Source organism: Streptomyces noursei ATCC 11455, assembly GCF_001704275.1.
Lineage (GTDB): Bacteria > Actinomycetota > Actinomycetes > Streptomycetales > Streptomycetaceae > Streptomyces > Streptomyces noursei.
In genome coordinates, this window is sequence record NZ_CP011533.1 from 6,891,802 (window position 1) to 6,915,278 (window position 23,477).

A 23,477-nucleotide genomic window follows, 5' to 3' on the forward strand; every position below is an offset into this window, starting at 1 on the left:
GGTGTGGGGCGGCCGTCCGAGGAACGCGCCGCGGCCGTCGGTGATCGCCGCGGCCGCCGGAGAACGACGGGGGAGGGCGACATGGCGACGACCGTAGACTCGCAGGTCGGGGACGTAACAGAAGGCAAGCGGGCACGAGGGGCCCGGTGGGCGCCGTTACCGGCGTCGAAGGATCCGACGGCAGGGGACGGCATGGCGAGGTGGCAGGAGGCGTCGAGAGGGGCGCCTCGGCCGTCGATCACCCCTGCCGAGGGAGCGCCCATGGCGGGGCGTGCGGCAGACGGGGCGGCCCCCGACGTGACGGGGTGTGCCGCGATCTTCCTGCCCGCCCGGACGCCGCGCGCCGGGGCGGTCGCCTTCTGGCGGCCGGACGGTGGGCCGCTGCCCGACACCGTGGCCGGTGCGACCGAGGGGGACGCCGGCCACCAGGAGGCGAGGCCGCAGGGCGAGGTCGCGCAACTGACCGTCGCCCGGCGGCACGGCAACGGGGCGCGGAGCCGTACGGTGCCGGCCCTGGTGCTTCCCCTGCCCGAGGCCGTTCCGGTGCTGGTCCGGGCCCGGCACGCCCCCGACGCCCACCCCGCCGCGGCCTGCTGGGGCGCGGCCACCCTGCACGCCCTGCACCTCGCCGCCCGCGGCCGCCTGCTGCCGGGGCTGACCGGAGAGGACGCCGACGCCTGGCGGGCCGGCCCGCTCGACCCGGACGACGTCGCGCACCTGCGGGCCATCGCCGCCGCCATGCCGGGAGAGGCGTACGCCGCACCGCTGCCCGGCAGCCGGCCACTGCAACTCCCCGATCCGGCCGCCCTGGTGCGAGCGTTCGTCGACGCCGTCGTGGACACCCTGCCGCGTACTCCGGCCGCGGCACTGGTGGCCGCTGCCCCGTTCGCCGCGACGGCGCCGCAGCACCTCCCCGCCGCCCGGGAGTGGGCGGCCGAGGTCGCGGCCGGTACCGACGCCGGGGTGGGGCTCTCGCTCCGCCTCGACCTCGCTCCGCACCAGCTCTTCGACGGCAGGGGGGAGGACACGCCCGCGGAGGAGGGCGTGCCGGGCCGGGCCGGAGGAGCGGCCACGTCCGGAGCCGCCGAGGAGCGCCGCGCCGGGGCGGCCGTCCTCCAGGTCCACAGCCGCACCGACCCGACCCTGGTGGCCGACGCCCGACAGCTGTGGGAGGGTGAGGCGCCCGACCCCTTCGGCCCGCGGTCCTGCGCCGACACGCTCCTCGCGCTACGCCGGGCCACCCGTGTCTGGCCTCCGCTCGGCCGCCTTCTGGAGCGCCCCGTCCCCGACGTGCTCCCGCTCAGCGAGGACGAGTTGTACGACCTGCTGGCCGAGGCGGCGGGGCGCCTCGGCGCCGCCGGGGTGGCCGTCCACTGGCCCAGGGAGCTGACCCGCGGCCTGACGGCGGCGGCGGTGCTGCGACCCGCGCCGGGGTCGGCGGCGGACGGTTTCGGCTTCTTCGACGCCGGTCAACTGGCACAGTTCCGATGGCAGTTGGCCATGGACGGCGTGCCGCTCAGCGAGGCGGAGATGGACGCCCTCGCCGAGGCGCACCGCCCGATGGTGCGGCTGCGCGACCAGTGGGTCCTGGTCGACCCCGGGCTGGTCCGCAAGGCACGCAAACGCGAACTGGGCTATCTGGACCCGGCCGGAGCGCTCGCCGCGACGCTCGACGGCACCGCGGAGGTGGACGGCGAGAAGGTCGAGGTGGTGCCCCTGGGCGCGCTCGCCGCCCTGCGCTCCCGGCTCACCACCCAGGAGCGTCCGCTGCCCCAGCCGCCCGGACTCCGCGCGACCCTGCGCGACTACCAACTGCGCGGCATGGCCTGGCTCGACACCATGGTCTCGACCGGGCTGGGCGGTTGCCTGGCCGACGACATGGGCCTGGGCAAGACCATCACCGTCATCGCACTCCACCTCCACCGGCGGCCCTCCGCGCCCGTCCTCGTCGTCTGCCCCGCCTCCCTGCTCGGCAACTGGCAGCGCGAGATCGAGCGCTTCGCCCCCGGCACGCCCGTGCGTCGCTTCCACGGCGCCGGCCGCAGCCTCGACGGCGTGGACGGCGGCTTCGTGCTCACGACCTACGGGACGATGCGCGGCAGCGCCACCGAACTGGGCGGCCGTAGCTGGGCATGGGTCGTCGCCGACGAGGCGCAGCACGTGAAGAACCCGCGTTCCTCGACCGCCAGGGCGCTGCGCGGAATCAAGGCCCCCGCGCGGATCGCGCTCACCGGCACGCCCGTCGAGAACAACCTCTCCGAGCTGTGGGCGCTGCTGGACTGGACGACCCCCGGGCTGCTCGGCCCGCTCAAGACGTTCCGTGCGCTGCACGCCCGGGAGGTCGAGGGCGGCGAGGACCCGCGCGCGGCGGAACGACTGGCCCGATTGGTACGGCCGTTCATCCTGCGCCGCAAGAAGTCCGACCCCGGGATCGTGCCCGAACTCCCGCCCAAGACCGAGACGGACCATCCGGTCCCGCTGGGGCGCGAACAGGCCGCCCTGTATCAGGCCGTGGTGCGCGAGACCCTGGCCCGGATCGAGAGCGCCGAGGGCATGGCGCGGCGCGGCCTGGTGATGAAGCTGCTCACCGCCCTCAAGCAGATCTGCAATCACCCCGCGCAGTACCTCAAGGAGACCGCTCCGGGACTCGCCGCGCGTTCCGGGAAGCTCGAACTGCTCGACGAACTCCTGGCCACCATCCTCGCGGAGGGCGGCGCCACCCTGGTCTTCACGCAGTACGTCGGGATGGCTCGGCTGCTCGAACGCCATCTCGCGGTCCGGGGCGTCCCCCACCAACTCCTGCACGGGGGAACTCCGGTGGCCGAACGGGAGAGGATGGTCGAGCGCTTCCAGTCGGGCCGGACGCCGGTCTTCCTGCTGTCCCTGAAGGCGGCCGGCACCGGCCTGAATCTCACCCGCGCCGGACACGTCATCCACTACGACCGCTGGTGGAACCCGGCGGTGGAGGAGCAGGCCACCGACCGCGCCTACCGCATCGGCCAGACCCAACCCGTCCAGGTCCACCGGCTGATCACCGAGGGCACCGTGGAGGACAACATCGCCCAACTCCTCACCGCCAAGAAGGCGCTCGCCGACGCGGTGCTCTCCGGTGGCGAGGGCGCACTCACCGAGCTGACCGACGCCGAACTCGCCGATCTCGTCTCCCTGAGGAGGGCCGGATGAGTCCCGGACACCTGCGCCGGGCCGTGGCCCCGGGGCGTGCCGCGGCGGCGGACCGGCTGGTCCGCGCCGACCGTTCGCGCACCTTCCCGCCGCTGCCGGGCCCCGACGGCCCCGACGGGTCGCAGACGGAATCCTGGTGGGGCCGGTCCTGGCTGACGGCGCTGGAGAGCAGTGCGCTCGACGCCGCCCGCCTGGGCCGGGGCCGGGCCTACGCCCGCGACGGGCACGTCGACACGATCAACATCACCCCGGGCCGGGTGATCGCCACCGTACGAGGCAGCCGCCCCCGCCCGTACAGCGCCGAGGTCCGCGTCAGGACGCTGACCGAGCAGGAGTGGGACGCCCTCCTGGACGGCGTCGCCGCCCGTCCCGACCGGCTCACCGCGCTGCTGGCCAAGGAGTTGCCCCGCGCGCTGGCCGAGGGGGAGGTGCCGCTCCTCCCGGGGCCGGGGGAGTTGACGCCCCGCTGCTCGTGCCCGGACAGCGGCCGGCCCTGCAAGCACGCCGCAGCGCTCTGCTTCCAGGTGGCCCGGTTGCTGGACGCCGACCCCTTCGTCCTGCTGCTGATCCGTGGCCGGGGCGAGCGCGAGCTCCTCGACGAGCTCGCGCGCCGCAACGCCGGTCACGGCGCGCGGGAGGACCGGGGACGGGCCGCGGCCCTGGCCGCCCTGGCATCCGGGAGCGGGGGGGCGTCCTCGGAGCCCGCGTCCGGTGCGGAGCCAGGGGGCCCCTCGGCGACCGGGCGCGCGCCCGCGTCCGGGCCCGGCGTTGCCGGTGCGCCCGGATGCGGAGCGGTGGACCGCTCCGCATCGCCCGGTGCGGTGCGGTCCGGAACGGCCGTCGAGAGCGGTGGACGGACCGCGTCACCGGCGGCCGCACCCCGCGGTGTCCTCGCCCGGGAGGCGCTCGCCGATCGGCCCCGGCCGTCGCTTCCGCCGCCCGCGGCGTTGCCGGCCGAGCCCGGTCGGCCACCGGCCCTCCCGGACACCGGCGATCTCCCGTTCGACGCCGCCACTCTCGAACTCCTCGCCGCCGACGCCGTGGCACGCGCCCATGCCTTCCTGGCCGCCGCCGGGCCCGCCGGGGGCGGTGGTCCGGCCGGCCCCGGTCCGTTCGCGACGCTGCCCGTCTGGGAGGACGCCGTCCGGCTGGCCGCGACGGCCCACCCCACGGCCGGTCTGACCGCCACCACGCGCGCCCTGTACCGCGAGGTCGCGGCGGCGACCGGCCGCACCCCCGCGGACATCGCGCGTTCCGTCGCCGCCTGGCGACAGGGCGGCCCCGAGGGACTCGCCCTCCTGGAGCGCACCTGGAATCCCCCGGCCGGCGACTTCGATCGGGCCCGCAGCGCCCTCCTGGCCGCCGGACTGCCGGCGCTGCGTCCGCACCACAACCACCTCACCGACGCCGTCCGCGGCCTTCAGCTGCGCTTCGGCCGTGACCACCGCTGGTATCCCTACGAGTCCGAGCCCGGGGCCGAGGACTGGTGGCCCACCGGCCCCGCGGCACCGGACCCCGTGGGCGCCCTGACCACCCTGCTGGCACGATGACTAACCTCAAGGTCGTGGAAGGTCTCGACGCACTCACCCGCTCGCTCGCGCAGCGCACCCCCGAACAGCTCGCCGCACTCCTCACCCGGCACGCCGAGCCGCTCGCCCGCCGGCCCGCGCCCACCGAACTCCGCGGTCTGGCAGGCGCGTTGTGGTCCTACGAAACCCTCCACCACGTGGTGCTGCACCTGGATCACCCCCGGCTGCAGGTGCTCGCCACCGCGGCCCGCATCAGCCAGCAGCGGGCCGCCCGGGACGCCGCCGCGCCCGCCGCCCCCGCCCCGGGCGCCGACTACCAGTCCCTGATGGCCCACCGACTGTCCTTCCCGCAGTTGGCCAGTGAACCGGTCCTCCCCGAGGACATCTACGCGGCGCTCGGCGCCACCGCCCCCGGAGCCGGGCGGAGCGTCGCCGAAGCCGCCCTGGACGCCCTCTGCATGGACGGCCTCGCCGCCGCCACCGAGGACGGCGCCGTCGTCGTGCCGCCGCGCGTCCCGCAACTCCTCGCCGCCCACGACCTCGGCCCGTTCACGCCGCACGCCCCGGCGCCCTTCCCCGAGGGCGCCGCGCCGCACGACCGGCGTCCCGGCGCCCCGACCGTGCCCGCCCCGCGGACCTCGGCGCACGACGAGTCCCAGGCGTCCGCGGCGCACCTGGCCGCCACTGTGGAGCGGCTGCTCGCCTCCCTGGCCACCGAGCCCGCCACGCTCCGCAAATCAGGCGGGCTGACCGTCCGCGAGGTCAAGCGCCTGGCCAAGGCGGCCGGCGCCACCGAACCGCACACCCGACTCCTGCTCGATCTCGCCCTGGCCGCGGGCCTGATCGCGCTGACCCGCAGCCCGTCGGGGATCACCGCGCTGCCCACCCACGCCTACGACGACTGGCTCGGCCGCCCGCCCGGCGCCCGCCTCGCGCCCGTCCTGGCCGCCTGGTACGCCCTCTGGGACGTCCCCACCCACACCCCGTTCGGCGAGACCCCGACCGCCCTGATCCGTGGCCACGACCGGCACGCCCCCGCGCTCCGGCACGCCCTCCTCGCCGCCCTGGCCGAGGTCCCCACGGGCGCCGCCGGCCCGACGTGCCCGCCCCTGCCGCTGCCCGGCTCACCGGAGGACGAGGCCGTCCTCGTGTCCCTGCGGCACCTGCTCAGGACGGCGGACTGGCACCGTCCGCTCGCCGTCACCGAGCAGCCGACGGCCGAGGAGCGCGCCCTCCACACCCTCCACGAGGCGGCCTCCCTCGGGCTCACCGCCCACGGCACCCTCACCCCGCTCGGCCGGGCCCTGCTCGCCGACCCGACGGACCTCGACGAGCCGCTGCGCGACCTGCTCCCGCCGCCCGTCGAACAGGCCCATCTCCAGGCCGACCTGACCGCCGTCGTGCCCGGCCGGCCCGCCCCCGCGCTCGCCGACCTGCTCACCTCCGCAGCCGACCGCGAGTCCGAGGGCCATGCCGTGACCTGGCGCTTCACCCCCGGGTCCGTCCGCCGCGCGCTGGACTCCGGCCACACCGCCGCCACCCTCCGCGACGCCCTCACCGCCGCCTCGGCCACCGGCACCCTGCCGCAGCCCCTCGGCTACCTCGTCCAGGACACCGCCCGCACCCACGGCCGGATGCGGGTGGTGCCCGCCGCCTGCTGCATCCGCTCCGACGACGAGTCCCTGATCGCCGAACTCGCCGCCCACCACGCCCTGCGCGCGTTGGAGCTGCGTGCCCTCGCCCCGACCGTCCTGGTCAGTGCCCGCCCGCCGGCCGCCACCCTGGACGCCCTGCGCGCCGCGGGCTACGCCCCCGCGCTGGAGGCCGGCACCGGCGCCGCCACCGTCGAACGGCTCCCCGTCCACCGCACGGCGGCGCCCGGCCCCGCCCGCGATCCGCACGCCACGCTCGCCCTCGCCCGGCGCCTCCTGGGACACCGGGCGGCGTCCCAGGAGAGCACCACAAGTGGAAGCAGCTGATCCGCCCCGCGGCGTCGAAGGAGGCGCGGGCGGCGCGGGCGGGGCGTCGCCCGGCTACTCGTACTCCGTGCCGCCCTTGCGGGTCAGATAGGCGTCGCCGACCATCTTGGCGATGGCCCGTCCGCCCAGTTCCGTGCTGTGGCGGCCGGACAGCGGACGGATCACCACCCCCTCCCGGAGGTGCACCGCCCGCCCGGACACCGTCTCGCGGCCCTCGGCCAACTCCCGTACCCGCTGTGCCTCGTACGGGCCGCTGAACAGCGTCGGCACCACCGGAAGCCGCCCGTTCAGGACCCTCGTCAACTCCTGTGGATCCAGCCACCGCACCCCGTCGCCGTCGGCCACCGCGATGTCGAAGACCGCGTACCCCGGAACTCCCCGCCGGCCGTCCGCGCCGTAGCCGAGGTCCTGGACGCCGTCGCCGTACACCTCGCCGAAGATGCCGACCCGCGATGCCCCCAGCTCCCCGGCCAGTTCCGCGGCGACCTTCGGGAGGCCGTGCCCGCGCACCGCCCGCCAGTACAGGTTCCCGGGGGCCTCGGCCAGCGCCAGTCGCTGGGCGCCCAGCCCCTTGGACGTCACCTGTACCCGGCCGTCGCCGGTGTGGTAGGTCAGGCTGCAGGCGGTGCCGTGCACCTTCTCGGTGACCGCCACCGGTTCGCCCTCGGGGAACGCCGTCGGATACCGCTTCAGGTTCTCGATGTCGATCCACGGCAGCAGATCCGGCGCCGGTTCGACGTCCCCGCTCATCGAAATCGGCACCGGCGGGACCCACTTCACGATCCCGAGCTCCGCCGCGAAGTCCGTGCCGTCCCGGTGCGCGCGGGCCAGATCGACGCCGGCCAGCGCCCGCGGGCGGCACACGATGCCCTGGGACAGCTCGCCGCGCAGACGGATCGCCTTGACCCGGTTGGCGGCGGCGCCGGCCAGCCTGCCCGTCAGGCCCAGCTCGGCCAGCAGCCCCTCCGGGAGCACCGCCTGCTCCGGTATGTAGACCGCGAAGTCACCCGTCCGGTAGGCCCCCTTGGCGACGACCGCCCTGTACAGGCCCACCTGCGCGAGCTCCAGCGCGTCGGCGTTGGGATGCTCATGGACCGTCAGTTCCTCGACCGTGACGCGCAGCGTCGACATGCCGTCCCCCCGTTTCCCGTTGCTGTTTCCGTGGTGAGGCGCTCCGTGCCGGGCGTCGCCCGGCCGGAGTCCCGGATCCACTGTGATCGAGCCGCTGTCGACCGGCGACCGATTTTCCCGCTGTCGACCGGTTGCGATCGGGAGCTGGGGGAGGGAGACGAAGGCGGTGTCCGCGCGACGCACCGCCGCGCCGCGTTGTCAGTGGCGTCAAGTAGCGTTTTCCCGTACGGAGTCGACCAAGATGAGGGGGACCGGCGTGGGGGACGACGGCGCGGACGCCGAGCGCGTCCGGAACGACTTCAGTGGCACCGCGCACGGCCCGGTGATCCAGGCCGGGGTGATCGAGGGCGGCGTGCGGATCGAGATGCCGCGGCCGGAGCAACCGGTGCCGCGGCAGGTGCCGGCCGGGTCGCCGCAGTTCGTCGACCGCGAGCCGGTGCTGGCGGAGATCGACGGCTGGGTGGGCGCCGGCGGCGGCCTGGCGGTGCTCAGCGGCCTGCCCGGGGTGGGCAAGAGCGCGACCGTACGGAGATGGGCGCACGAGGAGCGCGGCCGGTTCCCCGGCGGCGAGTTCTACGTGGACTTCGCCGAGCTGCGGGCCCAGGCGGGCGGCGACGTCTCGGCCGGGGTGAGCCGCTGCCTGCGGGCACTCGGCGTCGAGGACCGCTATCTGCCCGCCAGCCTGGGCGAGTTGACCGGCATGCTGCGCACCCTGACGGCGGACAAGCGGGTGCTGATGGTCCTCGACGACGTCACCGAACCGGCGCAGGTGCGGGCGCTGCTCCCGGGCGCCCCCGGCAGCGTGGTCCTCGCGACCAGCCAGTCGATGCTCGGGGAACTGCTCGGCGACGGCGCCCGCCTGATGCCGTTGGAACCGCTGTCGCCGGAGCACGGGCTGCAACTCCTCCGCCGGCTGTGCGGGGAGGAGCGCATCGCGGCGGGCGGTGAGGCCGCGGCCCGGCGGATCGTCGCGAGCTGCGGCGGACTGCCGGTGGCCCTGCAGGTCGCCGCCGCGCGATTGGTGATGCATCCACGTTTGCCGGTGGCCGCGCTGGCCGAGGAATTGGCCGACGACCGGCGCCGGTTGGACGCCCTGCGCCGGGGAGGGGAGCGCACCGTGTCCACTGTCTTCGGCGTGGCCTATGCGGCACTGCCCGTACCCGCCGCGCGGCTCTACCGCCTGCTGGGCCTGCATCCCGGACGCCACTGGGACGCCGGATCGGCCGCCGCGGCAGCCGGGACGACCGTCGCCCACGCCGCCGAGCAGCTCGACGTCCTGGAGACCGCGAGCCTGATCACGATGACCGCCGACGGGCGTTACGAGTTCCACGACCTGGTGCGCCTGCACGCCCGCGAACGGGCCGCCCAGGACGACGACGAGGCCGAGCGCACGGCCGCCGTGGCCCGCGTCGTGGACCACCTGCTCACCCGCGCCGCCCAGGCCGATCTCGCCGTCATGGGTCGCCGGATGCGCATCGGCGCCTACACCGATCGGCTGGGCGAGGCCGACCGGGCCACCGCCTTCGCCCACCGGGGCGAGGCGCTCGACTGGCTGGACGCCTGGCGCGGCGAGCTGCTGTCCGCCCAGCAGGCCGCCGCCGACCACGGATGGCACCGTCGGGTGTGGGAGCTCGCCGAGGCGCTGACCGCGCTCTTCCTCAACCGCAGATACCTCAATGACTGGGTCAGAAGCGGCGACTTGGGCGCCCGGCACGCCGCCGAGGACGGCAACCCCGCCGCCGAGGCCCGACTGCGCGCACTGCTGTCCCGCCCTCTGATGGACCGCGACGAACTGCGCCGGGCCCGCCGGGAATTGGAGACCGCCGTCGCCCGGGCGGACGAGTCCGGCCACACCCTGCTGCGCGCCTCCGTCCGGGAGTTCCACGGCCGCTACTGGGACCGCTGCGACCCGGCCCGCGCCGTGACCACCTACGAGGAGGCGATGGTCTACTACCGCGCCGCGGGAGACGAGCGCGGCATCGCCATCGGCCGCTTCTTCATGGGCTGCGCCCAACACGCCGTCGGCCGCACCGAGGAGGCCCGGGCCACCCTGCAGGACGCCTACGACGGGTTCACGGCCCTCGACGACCGGCGGATGGGCGCCCGTGCGCTGGCCGCCATCGGGGGCGTACGCCGCGACCTGGGGCAGATCGCGGAGGCCGTGGCGGCCCTGGAGGAGGCCGTCGCCATGCTGCGCGAGCGCGGCGCCGTCCACTACGAGGCGCAGGTGTGCGAGACGCTGGCGGAGCTGGCCGAGGAGTGCGGTGATCATGAGCGTTGGCGGCGCCATCTGACCCGGGCCCTGGAGATATACGAGGCGGGCGGCGGCCCGCGCGCCGCGGAACTGCGCCGCAGGCTGACGGACGCCACCGCCGACGGCACCAAGGAATGACGCGGACGGAGCGGCGGGCCGGAGCACCGGGGGAGCGCCCCTCCGCACGCGGGTCCGTCAGTCGCCGGGGCGCGGCCGGCTCGCCCGTCGGGTGAGGCGGAGCACCGCGTCCTCGGTGCGCTCGCCGAGCGCGAGGGTGGCGAAGCCCTCCGGCGGCCGTCCGGTGCGCAGGCAGGCGTAGACGGCGGAGGCCAGGACGGTGACGTCGTCCAACCGGCCGGTGGCGGTCACCTCGACCGTCCGGCCGTCGCGCAGACCGGCCCGACAGCCGCGACCGCCGACGGTGACGGCGGCGAGCAGACAGCCGGGGTAGCGGGCGAGCGTGTCGTCGATCCACCGGTCGGCGGCCACGACGGTGTCGGCCGGATCCCGGCGGACCAGGACGGATGCGCTCTCCGGCCACTGCCGGTCGCGCTCGTCGTCCGCGCAGGACAGATGGCGGAACGGGCCCTCGGGGGCATCGCCGCGCGCCCCGCACGAGTGGGCGGCCACCGCGGCCGGGGTGCGTTCGACGGATATCCGCGGGCCGTCCGTCCCGTCGGGGTCCTCGGTGAGGGAGGTGTGGACGTGGCAGGCGGTGGTCGGTTCCGGGCGGTCCTGCGGGACCGGTGGCTCTGGTGCGCGGCGCGGTGGCGGGCCGGCCGGCTCGGAGAGGTCCAGCAGGTCGTAGACGGCCGATCGCAGGAGCGCCAGCGCCCGACCCGGGGCGGCGAAGGCGCTCTCGCCGACCTTGCGCAGCCGCTCTGCGGTGTCGTCGCCGGCCGCCCGGCCCATGCCGAGTGCCCGCTCGATCTGCGGTCGCAGCGGCGCGTCGGAACCCAGGCGCGGGGCGATCCGGCCCAGCTCCGCCATGGGGGTTCCGGCGACGGCCTCGTCGTCGCCGAACGCGCCGAGCAGCAGGGGGGTGCCGAGCGCCGCTCCGTAGAAGGTCACCGACCCGTGGTCGCCGATCAGCAGGTCGGCGGCGAGCAGGGTGGCCTGCCAGCCGGCGGTCGGTGGAATGGTCAGCAGTCCGGCGTCGTGCGCGGAGTCGAGGTGCGACCGGAGGGCGTGACGGCCGTGGGCGGAGGTGATGTTGGGGTGGGTGACCAGTGCCACGGCGTAGTCGTCCAACGGGAGTTCGGCGAGCAGACGGGCCGGGAGGGCGGCGTCCCGGCCCAGGACCGAGTGGTCGCGCCAGGTCGAGCTGAGCATGATCAGGCGGCGCCCGTCCTCGACGCCGAGCGCCCGGCGGTACTGTCCGCGCAGGGCCCGTCCGTCGAGCAGCGCGTCATAGCAGGGGTCGCCGACGAGCAGGGTGCGACCGGCGGTCGCGGGGTGGGCGGCGGCGAGCTGGGCCGCCTGGTCCGGGTGGGAGATCGCGAGCCGGGCGCGGCCACTGCGCAGCAGCTCGTCCGGGACGACGCCGGCCAGCCGGTCCCGGTCGCTGCGGGAGTCGGGGACGACCTTGTGGAAGCCGACGCCGTGCGGCAGCACCAGTACCGGGCAGGTGTGGGGCGCGGTGGTGAGGTCGGCGTTCTCGGTCGCCGTGATGATCAGGTGGGGATCGATCCGGGGGAGCTGGTGCCACGGCAGCACCCGGGCACCGACCGAGCGGAGCAGGGCGTGGACGCCGTCGTTGAAGGCGGAGGTGGGGTCGAAGGCGAAGACCAGATGGACCCGCGGGTCGTCGCGCAGCACCGGGCGGAGGACGTCGAGGACCCGGACGGTGGAGGTGACGGTCCGGGCGATGGCGACGACCAGCCGCTCGCCGGGGAAGGTCCGCCACCGTTCGGGATCGTCGCCCACCGGCACCCGCAGCGGCGGCAGCAGCCCGTGGGTGGTGTCAGCCGCAGCCCCGGACGCCCCTCCACCGGCGCCGCCGCCTCCGCCCGCCCCATCCCCGGTTCGCGGTTCGCGGTTCGCGGTTCGCGGTTCGCGGTTCGCGGTTCGCGGTTCGCGGTTCGCGGTTCGCGGTTCGCGGTTCGCGGCCAGACTGCGATTAGCGCGTATCACCGTATTCCGCAACCCCTTTATGGTGACGCTCACCGACGGCCGGGCCACCGGTGAGCGGGCGTGTCCGGGGCCCACGGTAGTTCAGGCCCGGCGCCGCGCCGGGGCCCGGTCCGGGCCTCAGGCGCCGTCGGGCTTCCGCCTGCCGCCGTTGAGCCGACGCAGCCGCAGCGACGCCGGGCCGAAGCCGAGGGGGCGGGGCAGCCGGCGGGGAGCCCGCTCGACGTCGGGGCCGGGCCCGGGGCCGGCAGGCGCGGCCGGGGCCGGTGGCACGGTGAGCGCCGCGGCGGGGGCGGTGAACAGGGACGGCAGATCGGACGGCGCGTCCGTGCTGTCCGGGGTGTCGAGGTCCGGCGACCGCACCGCGGACGCCGCTGGCGGGGTGAACGGGCGCGGCAGACGCGCGACCGGGACGGCGGGGGTGACCACGTCGACGTAGGCGCGGCAGACCGGTGGCAGGCCGGCGGCCGGGGTGCGCAGTCCGCTCATGGCGCCGCGTACGACGCGGATGGCCAGCGACGTCCGGGGCGCGCCGGGGCGCGGGGACGGCACCGGTTCGGCGCCGGTGGCCAGCACCCATGGTGCCTCGACGAGCCCGCCGACGGTGCGCTGCACCCTGCGGGCCAGCGTCGGATCGTCCAGGCCGTACCGCCGCAGCGCCGCGCGCAGCGCGGCGGCGCCATGGGCGGCGAGCGACAGCCCCTGGCCGTAGTCCGGGTTGACCGAGGCCACGGCGCCGCCGAGGGCGAGGAACCCGCTGGGCCAGTGCGCCAGTTGCTCGTAGCGGTGGCGGCGGCTGGAGGTGCCGCGGGTCAGCCGCACCTCGCTCAGCGGCTCGGCGTCGGTGACGAGGTCGGCGATGGCCGTGTGGACCCCGCGGGCGAACGGCACGAAGCGGTCGGCGCGTTCGGAGGGGCTCTCCTCGCCGGCGCCGGTGAGGGTGACCAGCCAGCGTCCGTCCTCGATGGGGACCAGCGTCGCCGTCCGGGCGGTCGGGACCGGCGATTCGGGGGCGGGGGCGCTGCCGGCCGCGCCGCCGGCCCGACCGGGGCCCGAACGGGCGGTGAGCACCGAGCAGTTCTCGTATCCGGCCGGGACGCGGAAGACGCGGGTGGCGCAGACGATGCCGGGGTCCCGGACGTCCTCGGGGACGGTGGGCAGCCCCAGCGCCGACAGCCGGTCCGGCGTGGTGGAGGAGCGGCCGGTGGCGTCGACCACGAGATCGGCGTCCAGGCGGTACGTTTCGCCACTGGTGGTGTCCCGGACCCACACGCCGGTGACGTGTTCGGCGGTGCCGGTCAGCCGCTCGGCGTCCGTGCCGTCGAGGACCCGCACCCCAGGGAGGGCCGGCACCTGCTCGCGCAGGACCCGGTCGAGCAGATCACGGGAACAGGCGAACACCTGCCGGGTACGGGCCCGTCGGACGGGCCGGCCGGGCAGCAGTGGACCGGTGGGCTCCGACGGCATCGGGAGCAGACGGGCGCCCGCGGTCAGCCAGCCGTCGATGGTGCCGGGCAGCAGGCTCTCCACGACGCGGGCGCCGTCCGCCGCCAGTAAGTGGGTGTGCCGCGGCTGCGGAAGATCCGTGGGCAGCACGGGGGTGCGCGGCAGCTGCTCCCGCTCGACCACGACCACATCGGCGTACTCGGACAGCGCGGCGGCGGCGAGCATGCCGGTGAATCCGCCGCCGAGCACCACGGCGAGGTACGGGTGCGTGAATTGGAGCCCGGCGCTGGGCGTACTGCTCGACGCGTTCATGGGCGGTCCCTTTCTCGGCGGTGGCGCGCGAGCCCCCGGCGGGGCCGGGCCGCGTCCAGAAAGGGCGGCGCGGCGTATGGCCGGGTGTGACGGCGCGCGGCGGCGATGACGGCGTCGGCGGCGTCGGTGACCCGTATGGTCAGCGACGGCAGGGAAGCAGACGCGGTCCGCAGCATGCGCAGAGGCGCCGGCGGAAGAGGCAGAGCCCGTTGTGGGTCCCGGCAGGCCGGCGCGAACGCCGGCCTGCCGCCCCCCGATTTCCCCATCATGATTCCCCCTCAGGCCGTGCCCGCCCCGGCGAGACCCGAGCCCCGTCCTCCGCCACTCCCCACCCGGATCACCGGGTGGGACGGGCCGGCACCGCTGCCTCGCGCGCCATGCTCCGCCCTGGGGAACGCGGCCGTCGGATCTCGTCAACGGCGGACACACGTCCGGATCGTAGGCGGCGGCGATCACTTCTGGTAGCCGGAATCGAGTGAGAGATGTGTGGGAGCCACCCGCCGCATACCGCCGGGTAGATCTACACCAAAACGGTGCAATGGACTGAAAACGCTCCCCTGTTTTCTCGCGTAGCGAGAAAACCTCCGGGAATCGGGGGCGGCCGGAAGTCCATCGGTCCCGAAAAGTCCGAAGGGTTGGCGCGAAATGATCGGGATGCGGCGGGCCGGCCGCCGCCGTGCCTACCCTGTGCGGGCACCGCACCGGAGAATCTGAGGGAGAGTCGTGCGCGCGATCGTGATGCGAGAATTCGGCGGCCCGGACGTGCTCCGCCTGGAGGACGCCCCGGAGCCGACGCCCCGCGCCGGGCACGCGCTCGTCGACGTCACCCTGGCCGGTGTCAACTACGCCGATGTGCACGTCCGCGGCGACACCTACCTCGCCCCGGTCGAACTTCCCTACATACCCGGCAACGAGGTCGTCGGAACCGTCGACGGCGGCCGGCGCGTGGTCGGGCTCACCCGCGGCGGCGGATACGCGGAACGGGCCCTGCTGCACCGCCGCGTCACCTGGGACATCCCCGACGCCGTCAGCGACGAGCAGGCGGTCGCGCTGGCCCTCCAGGGCAACAGCGCCTGGCACCTGCTCTTCACCGCGCTGCGCCTCACCGAGGGCGAGAGCGTCGTCGTCCCGGCTGCGGCCGGCGGGGTCGGCACGCTGGCCGTCCAGCTCGCGGCGCGCGCCGGCGCGAAGGTCATCGGCCTCGCCGGCACCGCGGCCAAGCGTCGACTCGCCCTGGACCTGGGCGCCCACGCGGTCGTCGACTCCACCGCCGAGGACCTCACCGAGCGCATCCTGGACGCGGCCGGCGGCCCGGTCGAGACGGCGCTGGAGATGACCGGCGGCGCCACCTTCGCCCGGACCCTGGCCGCCGTCGCACCGCGCGGCCGGCTCGCCGTCTACGGTTTCGCCGGCGGCGAGCTGGCGAACGTCTCCACCCGGGAACTGATGGAGCGCTCGCTCACCGTCTCGGGCTTCTGGCTGCCTCAGCTCTACGCCGACCGGACGGCGCTGCCGACCTCCATGCGGGCGCTGTTCGACGCCGTCGCCGACGGCTCCCTCACGACACTGACCGGCGCCACCTACGCGCTCGGGGACGCGGTGCAGGCGCACCACGACCTCGCCGCCCGCACACCGACCGGGAAACTCGCCCTCGACGTCACCCGCTGACGCCGGTGCCCTCAGGGGTGGGACACCGAGCACCGCACACGCCGTGCGCCTTCGGGCGCGGATCACTGCCAAGGGAGAGAGCACACGATGGGCCATCGCACCGCAGCGTCGCAGTCCACGGCTCCGGAGGCCGCGCAGCGCACCGGCCAGGCATCCAGGAGCGCGGCCGCCGCCGGCTCCCGGACGTCGGGATCCGGCCATGCCGAACGGGTCTTCCTCGTCCAGACGGCCTTCGCCGAGCTGGGCGGATCCGCCCACGGGCCCGGTGAGATCGCGGAGTTCACCGGCCTGGACGACTCCGTCGTCTACCGCATCCTGCAGTCCGGCATCTACCAGCGGATCTTCGAGCGGGTGGACCGCGGCCTCTACCGGCTGCGGACCTCCGCCGCCCAGCTCGCCTTCACCGCGCTCGACCACCGGCTCGACGGCGCGCAGACGGTCCTCGCCGAACTGCGCGAGGCGAGCGACAACGGGCTGGTCTTCCTCTACATGGTGGCGCCGTTCTCCGGCGCGCAGCGGCAGTGCGTCGACATGGCCGTCGGCGACTCCGACCTCGCCGAACTGGGCATGACACCGCGCGACGTGCTGTCCGTGACCCGCTCCCTGCGCACCGGCGCCTCCGGGCGCACCATCCTCGCCTACCTCCCCGAGGTCCTCCAGCAGCGGGTGCTGGCGGAGCCCGTCCCCGAACAGGCCGGCCCGGGCGTCTACCGGGACAACGACGCGCTGCTCGCCTCCCTGGCGGAGGTCCGCGACCTCGGCCACGCGCTCGGCTACGAGGAGTGCATGGCCGGCTGGAACTCCTGCGCGGCACCGATCATGTGGGACGGGGCCATCATGGGCGCGGTGCTGCTGCTCAAGCAGAAGACCGTGATGCCGGAAGCCCCCGACAGCGTCGTCGAGGCGACGAAGGAGGCGGCGGCCGTGCTCAGCCGCGACGGAGCGGCCGGGCCGACGCACAGCTGAACCCGGATCGCGGCGCACGGCCGGGCGGCTGTTCATGAGGCCGTCCGCCTCTCTACCGTGGCACCACGCGCGGCACACGGCGCGCACGACATCCAAGGGGGTCCGATGGAAGCGGAATTGGTGGCGCTCGCCACGGCCGGGGCGACGACGCTGGTGCAGCAGATGGCGACCGAGGGCTGGGCCACGGTCCGCCGGCGGATGGCCGCCGTGCTCGCCCGCCGCCGCGGCGCGGAGGAGGAGGCGGAGGTCGAACGCGAGCTGGACCAGGCGCGCACCGACGTCATCAGCGCCCGGGAGGACGGCGACGAGGAGGTGCCCCAGGGGGTGGCCGTGGTCTGGAAGGCCCGGCTGCGGCGACTGCTCGCGGAGGACCCGGCCGCGGCGGCCGAACTGCGCCGACTGCTCGACGAGATGGCGCCCCAGGGCACCCAGAGCGTCGTGCGGGACGTGCACAACACGATCAGCGGCGGTGTGATGACCGGCCCCGTGGTGCAGGCCGGTGTCGTCTTCGACCACCGCGGCACCCCGCCCGGCGGACCGCAATCCCGCTGACCCCGGCGGCCCGCCGTCCGCCGGCGGGGCAGAATGGCCGGGTGCGGCTCGAAGCGATCACCTGGGAACGGCTCACCGACGCGCTCGCCGCGCGCATCGACGCGTTGACGGCGCACGACGGGAGCCCCTGGCTGCGGGTGGCGGTTGACGGGGCTCCCGCAGCCGCCCCCGGCGACCTCGCCGATCGGCTCGCCGAGGCGCTGCGCCTCCGGGGGCGTGCGGTGCACAAGGCCGGCGCCCACGGCTTCCTGCGGCCCGCCTCGCTGCGCTTGGAGTACGGCCGTGAGGACCCGGACGCCTACTACGACGAGTGGTTCGACCGGCGGGCCCTGTGGCGCGAGATCTTCCAGCCGCTGGAGCCGGGCGGCACCGGGCGGGTGCTCCCCGACCTGTGGGACCCGGAGGCGGACCGGGCGACGCGCAGCGCCTACGTGGAACTGCCGCCCGGCGGCCTGGTGTTGCTGCACGGCCCGCTGCTGCTCGGGCAGTGGTTCCCCTTCGACCTCTCGGTGCACCTGAAGCTGTCGCCGGGGGCGCTCGCCCGCCGCACCCCGGAGGACCAGCGCTGGACGCTGCCGGCGTTCGCCCGCTACGAAGCCGAGGTCCGGCCCGAGGAGTCCGCGGACGTCGTCGTCCGGGCCGACGACCCCCGCCGGCCGGCCTGGAGCGGAGCGCCCGGCTGACCGGTCGGGCCGCCGGGCGAACGGCCGGTGCGCGAACCGCCCGGGACGGGCCGCGACCGCGGTGCCGTGCGCACGGTCCCCGCCCGACTCCTCTGCCCTGCGGCCCTCTTGAGATAACTCCGGATGCGTCCTGGCCCCGTACATCGCGCCCCCTCCCGGGCGGTCCCGGCGACCGCCCCGCTGAAAAAACCGTACGGCCGACCACTGACAGTCGACCGTGGACGGCCGAACGCTCCCCGCTGATCAGGGCGTTCGGCGCGGCCGGTAGCGTGCGGGGGATGACCACTTCGTTCAACGCAGCAGACGAGCACGCGCCGTTGCCCGGCAGCCAGGGGCCCACCGCCACCGTCGAGGTCCCGCCGCGCGCCGTCGGCGCCGTGGCGATGGCCTACGCGCCCGACCCGGACGGCGACCCGGACCCCGGCGAGATCGTCTGGACCTGGGTCCCGTTCGAGGAGAACGACGGACGCGGCAAGGACCGACCGGTCCTGGTCGTGGCCCGGGAGACGGCGGGAACGCTGCTGGCCGTGCAGCTGTCGAGCAAGCGGCACAACGAGGACCGGGACTGGGTGGCGATCGGCGCCGGCCCCTGGGACCGCGCGGGGCGCGACTCCTGGGTCGCCGTGGACCGGGTGCTGCGGGTCCACCCGCACGGCATGCGGCGGGAGGCGTGCGCGCTCGACCGGGGCCGCTTCAACCTCGTCGCCAACCGGCTGCGGGAACTCCACGGCTGGCACTGAGGCCCGGCGGGTCGGGACGCGTCGGCCGGGTGGTCAGGCGTCGGCCAGCGCCAGCAGCTTGGTGACGGTGTTCCAGTTGCGCGCGGTGGCCGTCACCCCGAGCCGGGCGCGGCCGACCGCCTCGGCGAGCCTGGAGCGCCCGATGCCGCCCGGGCACCACAGGAACAGCTCGCGGCCGATCAACCGGAACTGATCCGGCGCGTAGGCGTCCTGGTCGAGCGCGTCCAGCCGGGCGGTGTCGGTCGGTGCCTCCGACAGGAACGTCACGTGCAGGGTCTTGGGCTCCGGCACGGCCGACGGGAACGGATTCCCGGCGACCGTGGCGGCCAGCTCGTCGCGGGTCCGCACGAGCACCGGCACCGTCAGGCCCAGCTCGGCCGCGATCCGCTCCTCGAACCGCCGGGCGGTCTCCTCCGGCGGCCTCCCCGGATCGGCGAAGACGATGTTGCCCGTCTGCAGCAGGACGGTGACGTCCGCCAGCCCCAGGGAGCGGGCCAGCTCCAGCTGGCGGGCCTTGGGGAAGGAGTTGTGGCCTCCGACGTTGATACCGCGGAGCAGGGCGATCTGACGGGACATGCGCGGCCCTTCGTGGCACGGTGCCGGCCGGCGGGACGGATTCCGGTGGCACGGACGGGATACGGGACGGAAGCGGCCGGACGGCGGCCGGGCCGGCGCTCAGAACAACGGAGCGGGCAGCACGCCCTCCAGGGCCAGCAGCAGCCGCTTGGTCTCCAGACCGCCGCCGAAGCCGCCGATCCCGCCGTCGCTGGCGACGACCCGGTGGCAGGGGACGACCACGGGAAGCGGGTTGGAACCCATCGCCGCGCCCACCGCCCGGGCCGCGCCCGGCTCCCCGACCCGGTCGGCGAGGTCCTGATAGCCGACCACGCTGCCGTACGCCACGCCGTCGGCCAGCGCGTGCAGCACCCGGGCGTTGAAGCCCCCGGACAGCGACCAGTCCAGCGGGACCGTGAAGGTGCGCAGCTCGCCGGCGAAGTAGCGGGCGAGCTCGGCGGCGGCCGTCGCCAGATGCGGTATCTCCGGGAGCGGCGGCCCGCCGAAGGCGTACTCCAGACGGGCCAGTGCCCGCCGGGCCTTCCGCTCGTCGGCATGGAAGACGACCTGGACCAGGCCCTCCCGGGTCGCCGCGAGCAGCAGCGGGCCGATCGGGGTCCGAAGGTGCGCCCAGGCCCAGTCGCGGCGGGCCGGGACGGCCGCCTCCGGGGCGGCGTCCGGCGCCGCGGCCGGCGCTGGACCGTGCTCTGTGTTCGTCACGTGCCCAGACTAGGACCGGCCACTGACAACGCGGCGGGGAACGGTCCGACGGCCACCGCCGAACCCGCTTCCCGCCGCGCCGGGACGGTCAGGAGTCGGTGCCGCCGAGCGCCTTGCGCACCACGTCGGGCTTGTTGCTGATGAGCCCCTCGACGCCGAGGTCGGCGATGCTGACCGCGGCCTTGGCGTCGTCGACAGTCCAGGTGTAGAGCTCCAGCCGCCTGTGGTGCGGGCCCTGGAGCGCGTGCACCGCCTTGACGTACTTACGGGTGACGGCCGTGTGGGGCGGATTGATCTGGTCGCAGTAGGCGGCGTACTTGGGCAGGTCGGCCACCGAGGGGCTGCCCAGGAAGCCCGTCTTGATCGCCGGGTTCAGGCGGTGGACCTTCTTGATCGCGTCGGCGTTGAAGCTCTGGACGATCAGGCGGCGCTTGAGGTGCTCCTGGTCGAGCCAACCGTCGTGGCGCAGCTCCCGGAGCGCCTGCCGCTCGATCCCCGGGTAGAGCTCGGGGTTCTTCAGCTCCATCAGCAGGTTCTGGCCGTTGTCCTCGACCTCTTCCAGGTACTCCTCCAGGGTCGGCACCCGCTCGCCCTTGAACTTCGCACCGAACCAGCTGCCCGCGTCCAGCTTCTCGATCTCACGGAGGGTGAAGTCGCCGACGTTCCACGAGGAGCGGTCCGGGAAGACCTTCTTGACGTTGGTCGTCCTCGCCAGCGAGGTGTCGTGCAGGACGACCAGCTCGCCGTCCTTGGTGCGCTGGACGTCGTTCTCGACCCAGGCGATGCCGAGCCGGCCGGCCGTGTCGACCGAGGCGAGCGTGTTCTCGGGCGCGTACGCCGCGGCGCCGCGATGGCCGACCACCACAGGGGGATGCCCATGGGCCGCGGCCGCGCCGGTGGCGGGCAGGGCGAACGCGGACAGACCCATGAGCGCGCCGGCGACGGCGACGACGGGGCGGATACGCATACGGACTCCTCGTGACGTCGTGGAAGTGAGCTGACGTGAAGTGAGGTGAACGGGGCGGACGGTCGGAGGCTCGCAGCCGGGCCGGAGGGGGAGGGGGATGTGCGGTGGACGGACGCTGAACGAAGAATGGCCGGTATTCCGTGCGGAGCGTCGCAGTTGCAGGGTGCCCGAAATGGCCGTGCAGCAGACATACGTCCCGACGTCGTCCAACTTGCCGGAGCCGCGGCATCCGCGCATCTCGGCCGACGGTGAGTCACCCGTCGCGCATATGACCGTTTTTGCCGGCCGAGTCCCGGGCATACCCCCTGGCCGGCCGCGGCGACACCGGTCCTCGGTCGTCTCCCCGGCTGTCATGATCGCGCCGGGCGGCGTTCCCCACTGTCCGGCCGCCGGCCGGTCCGCTCGCCCCGCCGCTCCGCAAGCCCTCGGGAAACCGCAGGTCAGATCCGATGCGGCACCGATTGTCAGTGGCGGGTCGTACGGTGGATCCCATGCGGCCCGTTTCAAAGATCGAACGCACGGTGGCGCCCTTCGAGGTCGTCAGCTCCTACCAGCCCAGTGGCGACCAGCCGGCGGCCATCGCCGAGCTGGACCGGCGCATCCGCGGTGGTGAGAAGGACGTCGTCCTGCTGGGCGCGACCGGTACCGGCAAGTCGGCGACCACCGCGTGGATGATCGAGAAGCTGCAGCGCCCGACGCTGGTGATGGCGCCCAACAAGACCCTCGCGGCGCAGCTCGCCAACGAGTTCCGCGAACTGCTGCCGAACAACGCCGTCGAGTATTTCGTCTCCTACTACGACTACTACCAGCCCGAGGCGTACGTCCCGCAGTCCGATACGTACATCGAGAAGGACTCCTCCATCAACGAGGAAGTCGAACGGCTGCGCCATTCCGCGACGAACTCGCTCCTCACCCGGCGGGACGTGGTCGTCGTCGCCTCGGTGTCCTGCATCTACGGTCTGGGCACGCCCCAGGAGTACGTCGACCGGATGGTCCCCCTCAGGGTCGGTGACGAGATCGACCGCGACCAACTGCTGCGCCGCTTCGTCGACATTCAGTACACCCGCAACGACCTGGCGTTCACCCGGGGCACCTTCCGGGTCCGCGGCGACACCATCGAGATCTTCCCGGTCTACGAGGAGCTGGCCGTCCGGATCGAGATGTTCGGCGACGAGATCGAGGCGCTGTCCACCCTGCACCCGCTCACCGGCGAGGTGATCAGCGAGGACCAGCAGCTGTACGTCTTCCCCGCCAGCCACTACATCGCCGGCCCCGAGCGCATGGAGAAGGCCATCGCCGGGATCGAGGCCGAGCTGGCCGACCGGCTCGCCACCCTGGAGAAGCAGGGCAAGCTGCTGGAGGCCCAGCGGCTGCGCATGCGCACCACGTACGACATCGAGATGATGCGGCAGATCGGCTCCTGCTCGGGCATCGAGAACTACTCGATGCACCTGGACGACCGTGAGCCGGGCTCGGCGCCCAACACCCTCCTGGACTACTTCCCGGAGGACTTCCTCCTGGTCATCGACGAGTCGCACGTCACCGTCCCGCAGATCGGCGCCATGTACGAGGGCGACGCCTCCCGCAAGCGCACCCTCGTCGACCACGGCTTCCGGCTCCCCTCCGCGCTGGACAACCGGCCGCTGAAGTGGGAGGAGTTCCTGGGCCGGGTCGGTCAGACGGTCTACCTCTCCGCGACGCCCGGCCCGTACGAGCTGTCCCGCGGCGACGGCTTCGTGGAGCAGATCATCCGGCCGACCGGCCTGGTCGACCCGGAGGTGGTGGTCAAGCCCACCGACGGGCAGATCGACGACCTGGTGCACGAGATCCGCAAGCGCACCGAGAAGGACGAGCGCGTCCTGGTCACCACCCTCACCAAGAAGATGGCGGAGGACCTCACCGACTACTTCCTGGAGCTCGGCATCCAGGTCCGCTACCTGCACAGCGACGTGGACACCCTGCGGCGGGTGGAGCTGCTGCGCGAGCTGCGGTCCGGCGAGTTCGACGTGCTGGTCGGCATCAACCTCCTCCGGGAGGGCCTGGACCTGCCGGAGGTCTCCCTGGTGGCGATCCTGGACGCCGACAAGGAGGGCTTCCTGCGCTCCGGCACCTCGCTGATCCAGACCATCGGCCGGGCGGCCCGTAACGTCTCCGGCCAGGTCCACATGTACGCCGACAAGATCACCCCGGCGATGGAGAAGGCCATCGACGAGACCAACCGCCGCCGGGAGAAGCAGCTGGCGTACAACAAGGAGAACGGCATCGACCCGCAGCCGCTCCGGAAGAAGATCGGTGACATCGTCGCCACCCTCGCCCGCGAGGAGATCGACACCCAGGAGCTGCTGGGCAGCGGCTACCGCAAGCCCGGCGACAAGGACGGCAAGGGCAAGGCGCCGGTCCCGGCGCTCGGCGGGAAGGCCGGGAAGGCGGGCAAGGCCGCCAAGGGCAAGGCCGGCAAGGGCGGCGAGGCCCTGACGGACCGGCCCGCCGCCGAACTCGCCGACACGATCGAGGAGCTGACCGAGCGGATGCGGGCCGCCGCCGCGGAGCTGCAGTTCGAGGTCGCGGCCCGGCTCCGGGACGAGGTCAGCGAGCTGAAGAGGGAGCTGCGGCAGATGAGGGAGGCCGGACTGAAGTAGCGGCGGGAGCACCGGCGGAGCGG

General features: G+C 74.6%; 16 protein-coding genes. 10 read left to right on the forward strand and 6 right to left on the reverse strand.

Annotated features, from left to right (window positions below; translation table 11 throughout):
• Positions 1–261: 261 nt before the first annotated feature.
• The 3 genes from SNOUR_RS29210 to SNOUR_RS29220 are packed head-to-tail and all read left to right on the forward strand — an operon-like array spanning position 262 to position 6,691.
• A complete protein-coding gene (locus tag SNOUR_RS29210) occupies positions 262–3,183 on the forward strand; it encodes an SCO1167/SCO6262 family helicase (RefSeq protein ID WP_067352807.1) in 2,922 nt (973 codons plus the stop codon).
• Positions 3,180–4,733 carry an SWIM zinc finger family protein gene (locus tag SNOUR_RS29215; RefSeq protein WP_067352810.1) on the forward strand — a complete coding sequence of 518 codons (1,554 nt, stop codon included), beginning with the start codon at positions 3,180–3,182 and terminating at the stop codon, positions 4,731–4,733. Before SNOUR_RS29210 ends, SNOUR_RS29215 begins: the two co-directional genes overlap by 4 nt.
• The gene (locus SNOUR_RS29220; RefSeq protein ID WP_067352813.1) at positions 4,730–6,691 is read left to right on the forward strand and encodes a helicase-associated domain-containing protein; all 1,962 of its coding nucleotides are present in this window, start codon (positions 4,730–4,732) and stop codon (positions 6,689–6,691) included. Before SNOUR_RS29215 ends, SNOUR_RS29220 begins: the two co-directional genes overlap by 4 nt.
• Before the next feature lie 54 nt (positions 6,692–6,745).
• On the opposite strand, the gene SNOUR_RS29225 is transcribed toward SNOUR_RS29220, so the two are convergent.
• Positions 6,746–7,822 carry an RNA ligase (ATP) gene (locus SNOUR_RS29225; RefSeq protein WP_067352814.1) on the reverse strand — a complete coding sequence of 359 codons (1,077 nt, stop codon included), beginning with the start codon at positions 7,820–7,822 and terminating at the stop codon, positions 6,746–6,748.
• 256 nt (positions 7,823–8,078) lie between these two features.
• Between SNOUR_RS29225 and SNOUR_RS29230 the strand changes: the two genes are divergently transcribed.
• Positions 8,079–10,214, forward strand: coding sequence for an NB-ARC domain-containing protein (locus SNOUR_RS29230; RefSeq protein ID WP_079142950.1), 2,136 nt, complete (start codon positions 8,079–8,081; stop codon positions 10,212–10,214).
• A 57-nt stretch (positions 10,215–10,271) separates the two neighbouring features.
• Here SNOUR_RS29230 and SNOUR_RS29235 read toward each other — a convergent pair whose 3' ends face one another.
• Positions 10,272–12,002 carry a CDP-glycerol glycerophosphotransferase family protein gene (locus SNOUR_RS29235; protein WP_067358914.1) on the reverse strand — a complete coding sequence of 577 codons (1,731 nt, stop codon included), beginning with the start codon at positions 12,000–12,002 and terminating at the stop codon, positions 10,272–10,274.
• 324 nt (positions 12,003–12,326) lie between these two features.
• Positions 12,327–13,964, reverse strand: a complete 1,638-nt coding sequence (locus tag SNOUR_RS29240; RefSeq protein ID WP_067352818.1) for an NAD(P)/FAD-dependent oxidoreductase — start codon at positions 13,962–13,964, stop codon at positions 12,327–12,329.
• A 723-nt stretch (positions 13,965–14,687) separates the two neighbouring features.
• Between SNOUR_RS29240 and SNOUR_RS29245 the strand changes: the two genes are divergently transcribed.
• From SNOUR_RS29245 to SNOUR_RS29265, 5 genes are all read left to right on the forward strand, one after another.
• A complete protein-coding gene (locus SNOUR_RS29245) occupies positions 14,688–15,632 on the forward strand; it encodes a quinone oxidoreductase family protein (RefSeq protein ID WP_067352819.1) in 945 nt (314 codons plus the stop codon).
• A gap of 87 nt (positions 15,633–15,719) precedes the next feature.
• A complete protein-coding gene (locus SNOUR_RS29250; RefSeq protein ID WP_067352820.1) occupies positions 15,720–16,598 on the forward strand; it encodes an IclR family transcriptional regulator domain-containing protein in 879 nt (292 codons plus the stop codon).
• A gap of 105 nt (positions 16,599–16,703) precedes the next feature.
• Positions 16,704–17,150 (forward strand): hypothetical protein, encoded by a 447-nt coding sequence (locus tag SNOUR_RS29255; RefSeq protein WP_067352822.1) that lies wholly within the window; start codon positions 16,704–16,706, stop codon positions 17,148–17,150.
• A gap of 41 nt (positions 17,151–17,191) precedes the next feature.
• The gene (locus SNOUR_RS29260) at positions 17,192–17,833 is read left to right on the forward strand and encodes a nucleoside/nucleotide kinase family protein (protein WP_067352824.1); all 642 of its coding nucleotides are present in this window, start codon (positions 17,192–17,194) and stop codon (positions 17,831–17,833) included.
• A 278-nt stretch (positions 17,834–18,111) separates the two neighbouring features.
• Positions 18,112–18,573, forward strand: coding sequence for a type II toxin-antitoxin system PemK/MazF family toxin (locus SNOUR_RS29265; protein ID WP_067352827.1), 462 nt, complete (start codon positions 18,112–18,114; stop codon positions 18,571–18,573).
• A gap of 33 nt (positions 18,574–18,606) precedes the next feature.
• Here SNOUR_RS29265 and SNOUR_RS29270 read toward each other — a convergent pair whose 3' ends face one another.
• The 3 genes from SNOUR_RS29270 to SNOUR_RS29280 form a co-directional block, all read right to left on the reverse strand.
• On the reverse strand, positions 18,607–19,149 hold the full coding sequence (locus tag SNOUR_RS29270) for a DUF1697 domain-containing protein (protein ID WP_067352829.1): 543 nt from the start codon (positions 19,147–19,149) through the stop codon (positions 18,607–18,609).
• Positions 19,150–19,248: 99 nt separating this feature from the next.
• Positions 19,249–19,848, reverse strand: a complete 600-nt coding sequence (locus SNOUR_RS29275) for a methylated-DNA--[protein]-cysteine S-methyltransferase (RefSeq protein WP_067352831.1) — start codon at positions 19,846–19,848, stop codon at positions 19,249–19,251.
• An 88-nt stretch (positions 19,849–19,936) separates the two neighbouring features.
• Entirely contained in the window at positions 19,937–20,815 is an 879-nt protein-coding gene (locus SNOUR_RS29280) for a glycerophosphodiester phosphodiesterase (protein WP_067352833.1), read from the reverse strand.
• A gap of 491 nt (positions 20,816–21,306) precedes the next feature.
• Between SNOUR_RS29280 and uvrB the strand changes: the two genes are divergently transcribed.
• Positions 21,307–23,454: an excinuclease ABC subunit UvrB gene (gene uvrB, locus SNOUR_RS29285; protein ID WP_067352835.1), complete on the forward strand. Its 2,148-nt coding sequence runs from the start codon at positions 21,307–21,309 to the stop codon at positions 23,452–23,454.
• Positions 23,455–23,477 lie beyond the last annotated feature (23 nt).

What these genes read in the sequence shown, in the direction of transcription:
- SNOUR_RS29210 (WP_067352807.1), top strand. Translation starts at nt 262, where the DNA reads ATGGCGGGGCGTGCGGCAGACGGGGCGGCCCCCGACGTGACGGGGTGT.
- SNOUR_RS29215 (WP_067352810.1), top strand. Translation starts at nt 3,180, where the DNA reads ATGAGTCCCGGACACCTGCGCCGGGCCGTGGCCCCGGGGCGTGCCGCG.
- SNOUR_RS29220 (WP_067352813.1), top strand. Translation starts at nt 4,730, where the DNA reads ATGACTAACCTCAAGGTCGTGGAAGGTCTCGACGCACTCACCCGCTCG.
- SNOUR_RS29225 (WP_067352814.1), bottom strand. Translation starts at nt 7,822, where the DNA reads ATGTCGACGCTGCGCGTCACGGTCGAGGAACTGACGGTCCATGAGCAT.
- SNOUR_RS29240 (WP_067352818.1), bottom strand. Translation starts at nt 13,964, where the DNA reads ATGAACGCGTCGAGCAGTACGCCCAGCGCCGGGCTCCAATTCACGCAC.
- SNOUR_RS29250 (WP_067352820.1), top strand. Translation starts at nt 15,720, where the DNA reads ATGGGCCATCGCACCGCAGCGTCGCAGTCCACGGCTCCGGAGGCCGCG.
- SNOUR_RS29255 (WP_067352822.1), top strand. Translation starts at nt 16,704, where the DNA reads ATGGAAGCGGAATTGGTGGCGCTCGCCACGGCCGGGGCGACGACGCTG.
- SNOUR_RS29265 (WP_067352827.1), top strand. Translation starts at nt 18,112, where the DNA reads ATGACCACTTCGTTCAACGCAGCAGACGAGCACGCGCCGTTGCCCGGC.
- SNOUR_RS29270 (WP_067352829.1), bottom strand. Translation starts at nt 19,149, where the DNA reads ATGTCCCGTCAGATCGCCCTGCTCCGCGGTATCAACGTCGGAGGCCAC.
- SNOUR_RS29280 (WP_067352833.1), bottom strand. Translation starts at nt 20,815, where the DNA reads ATGCGTATCCGCCCCGTCGTCGCCGTCGCCGGCGCGCTCATGGGTCTG.
- uvrB (WP_067352835.1), top strand. Translation starts at nt 21,307, where the DNA reads ATGCGGCCCGTTTCAAAGATCGAACGCACGGTGGCGCCCTTCGAGGTC.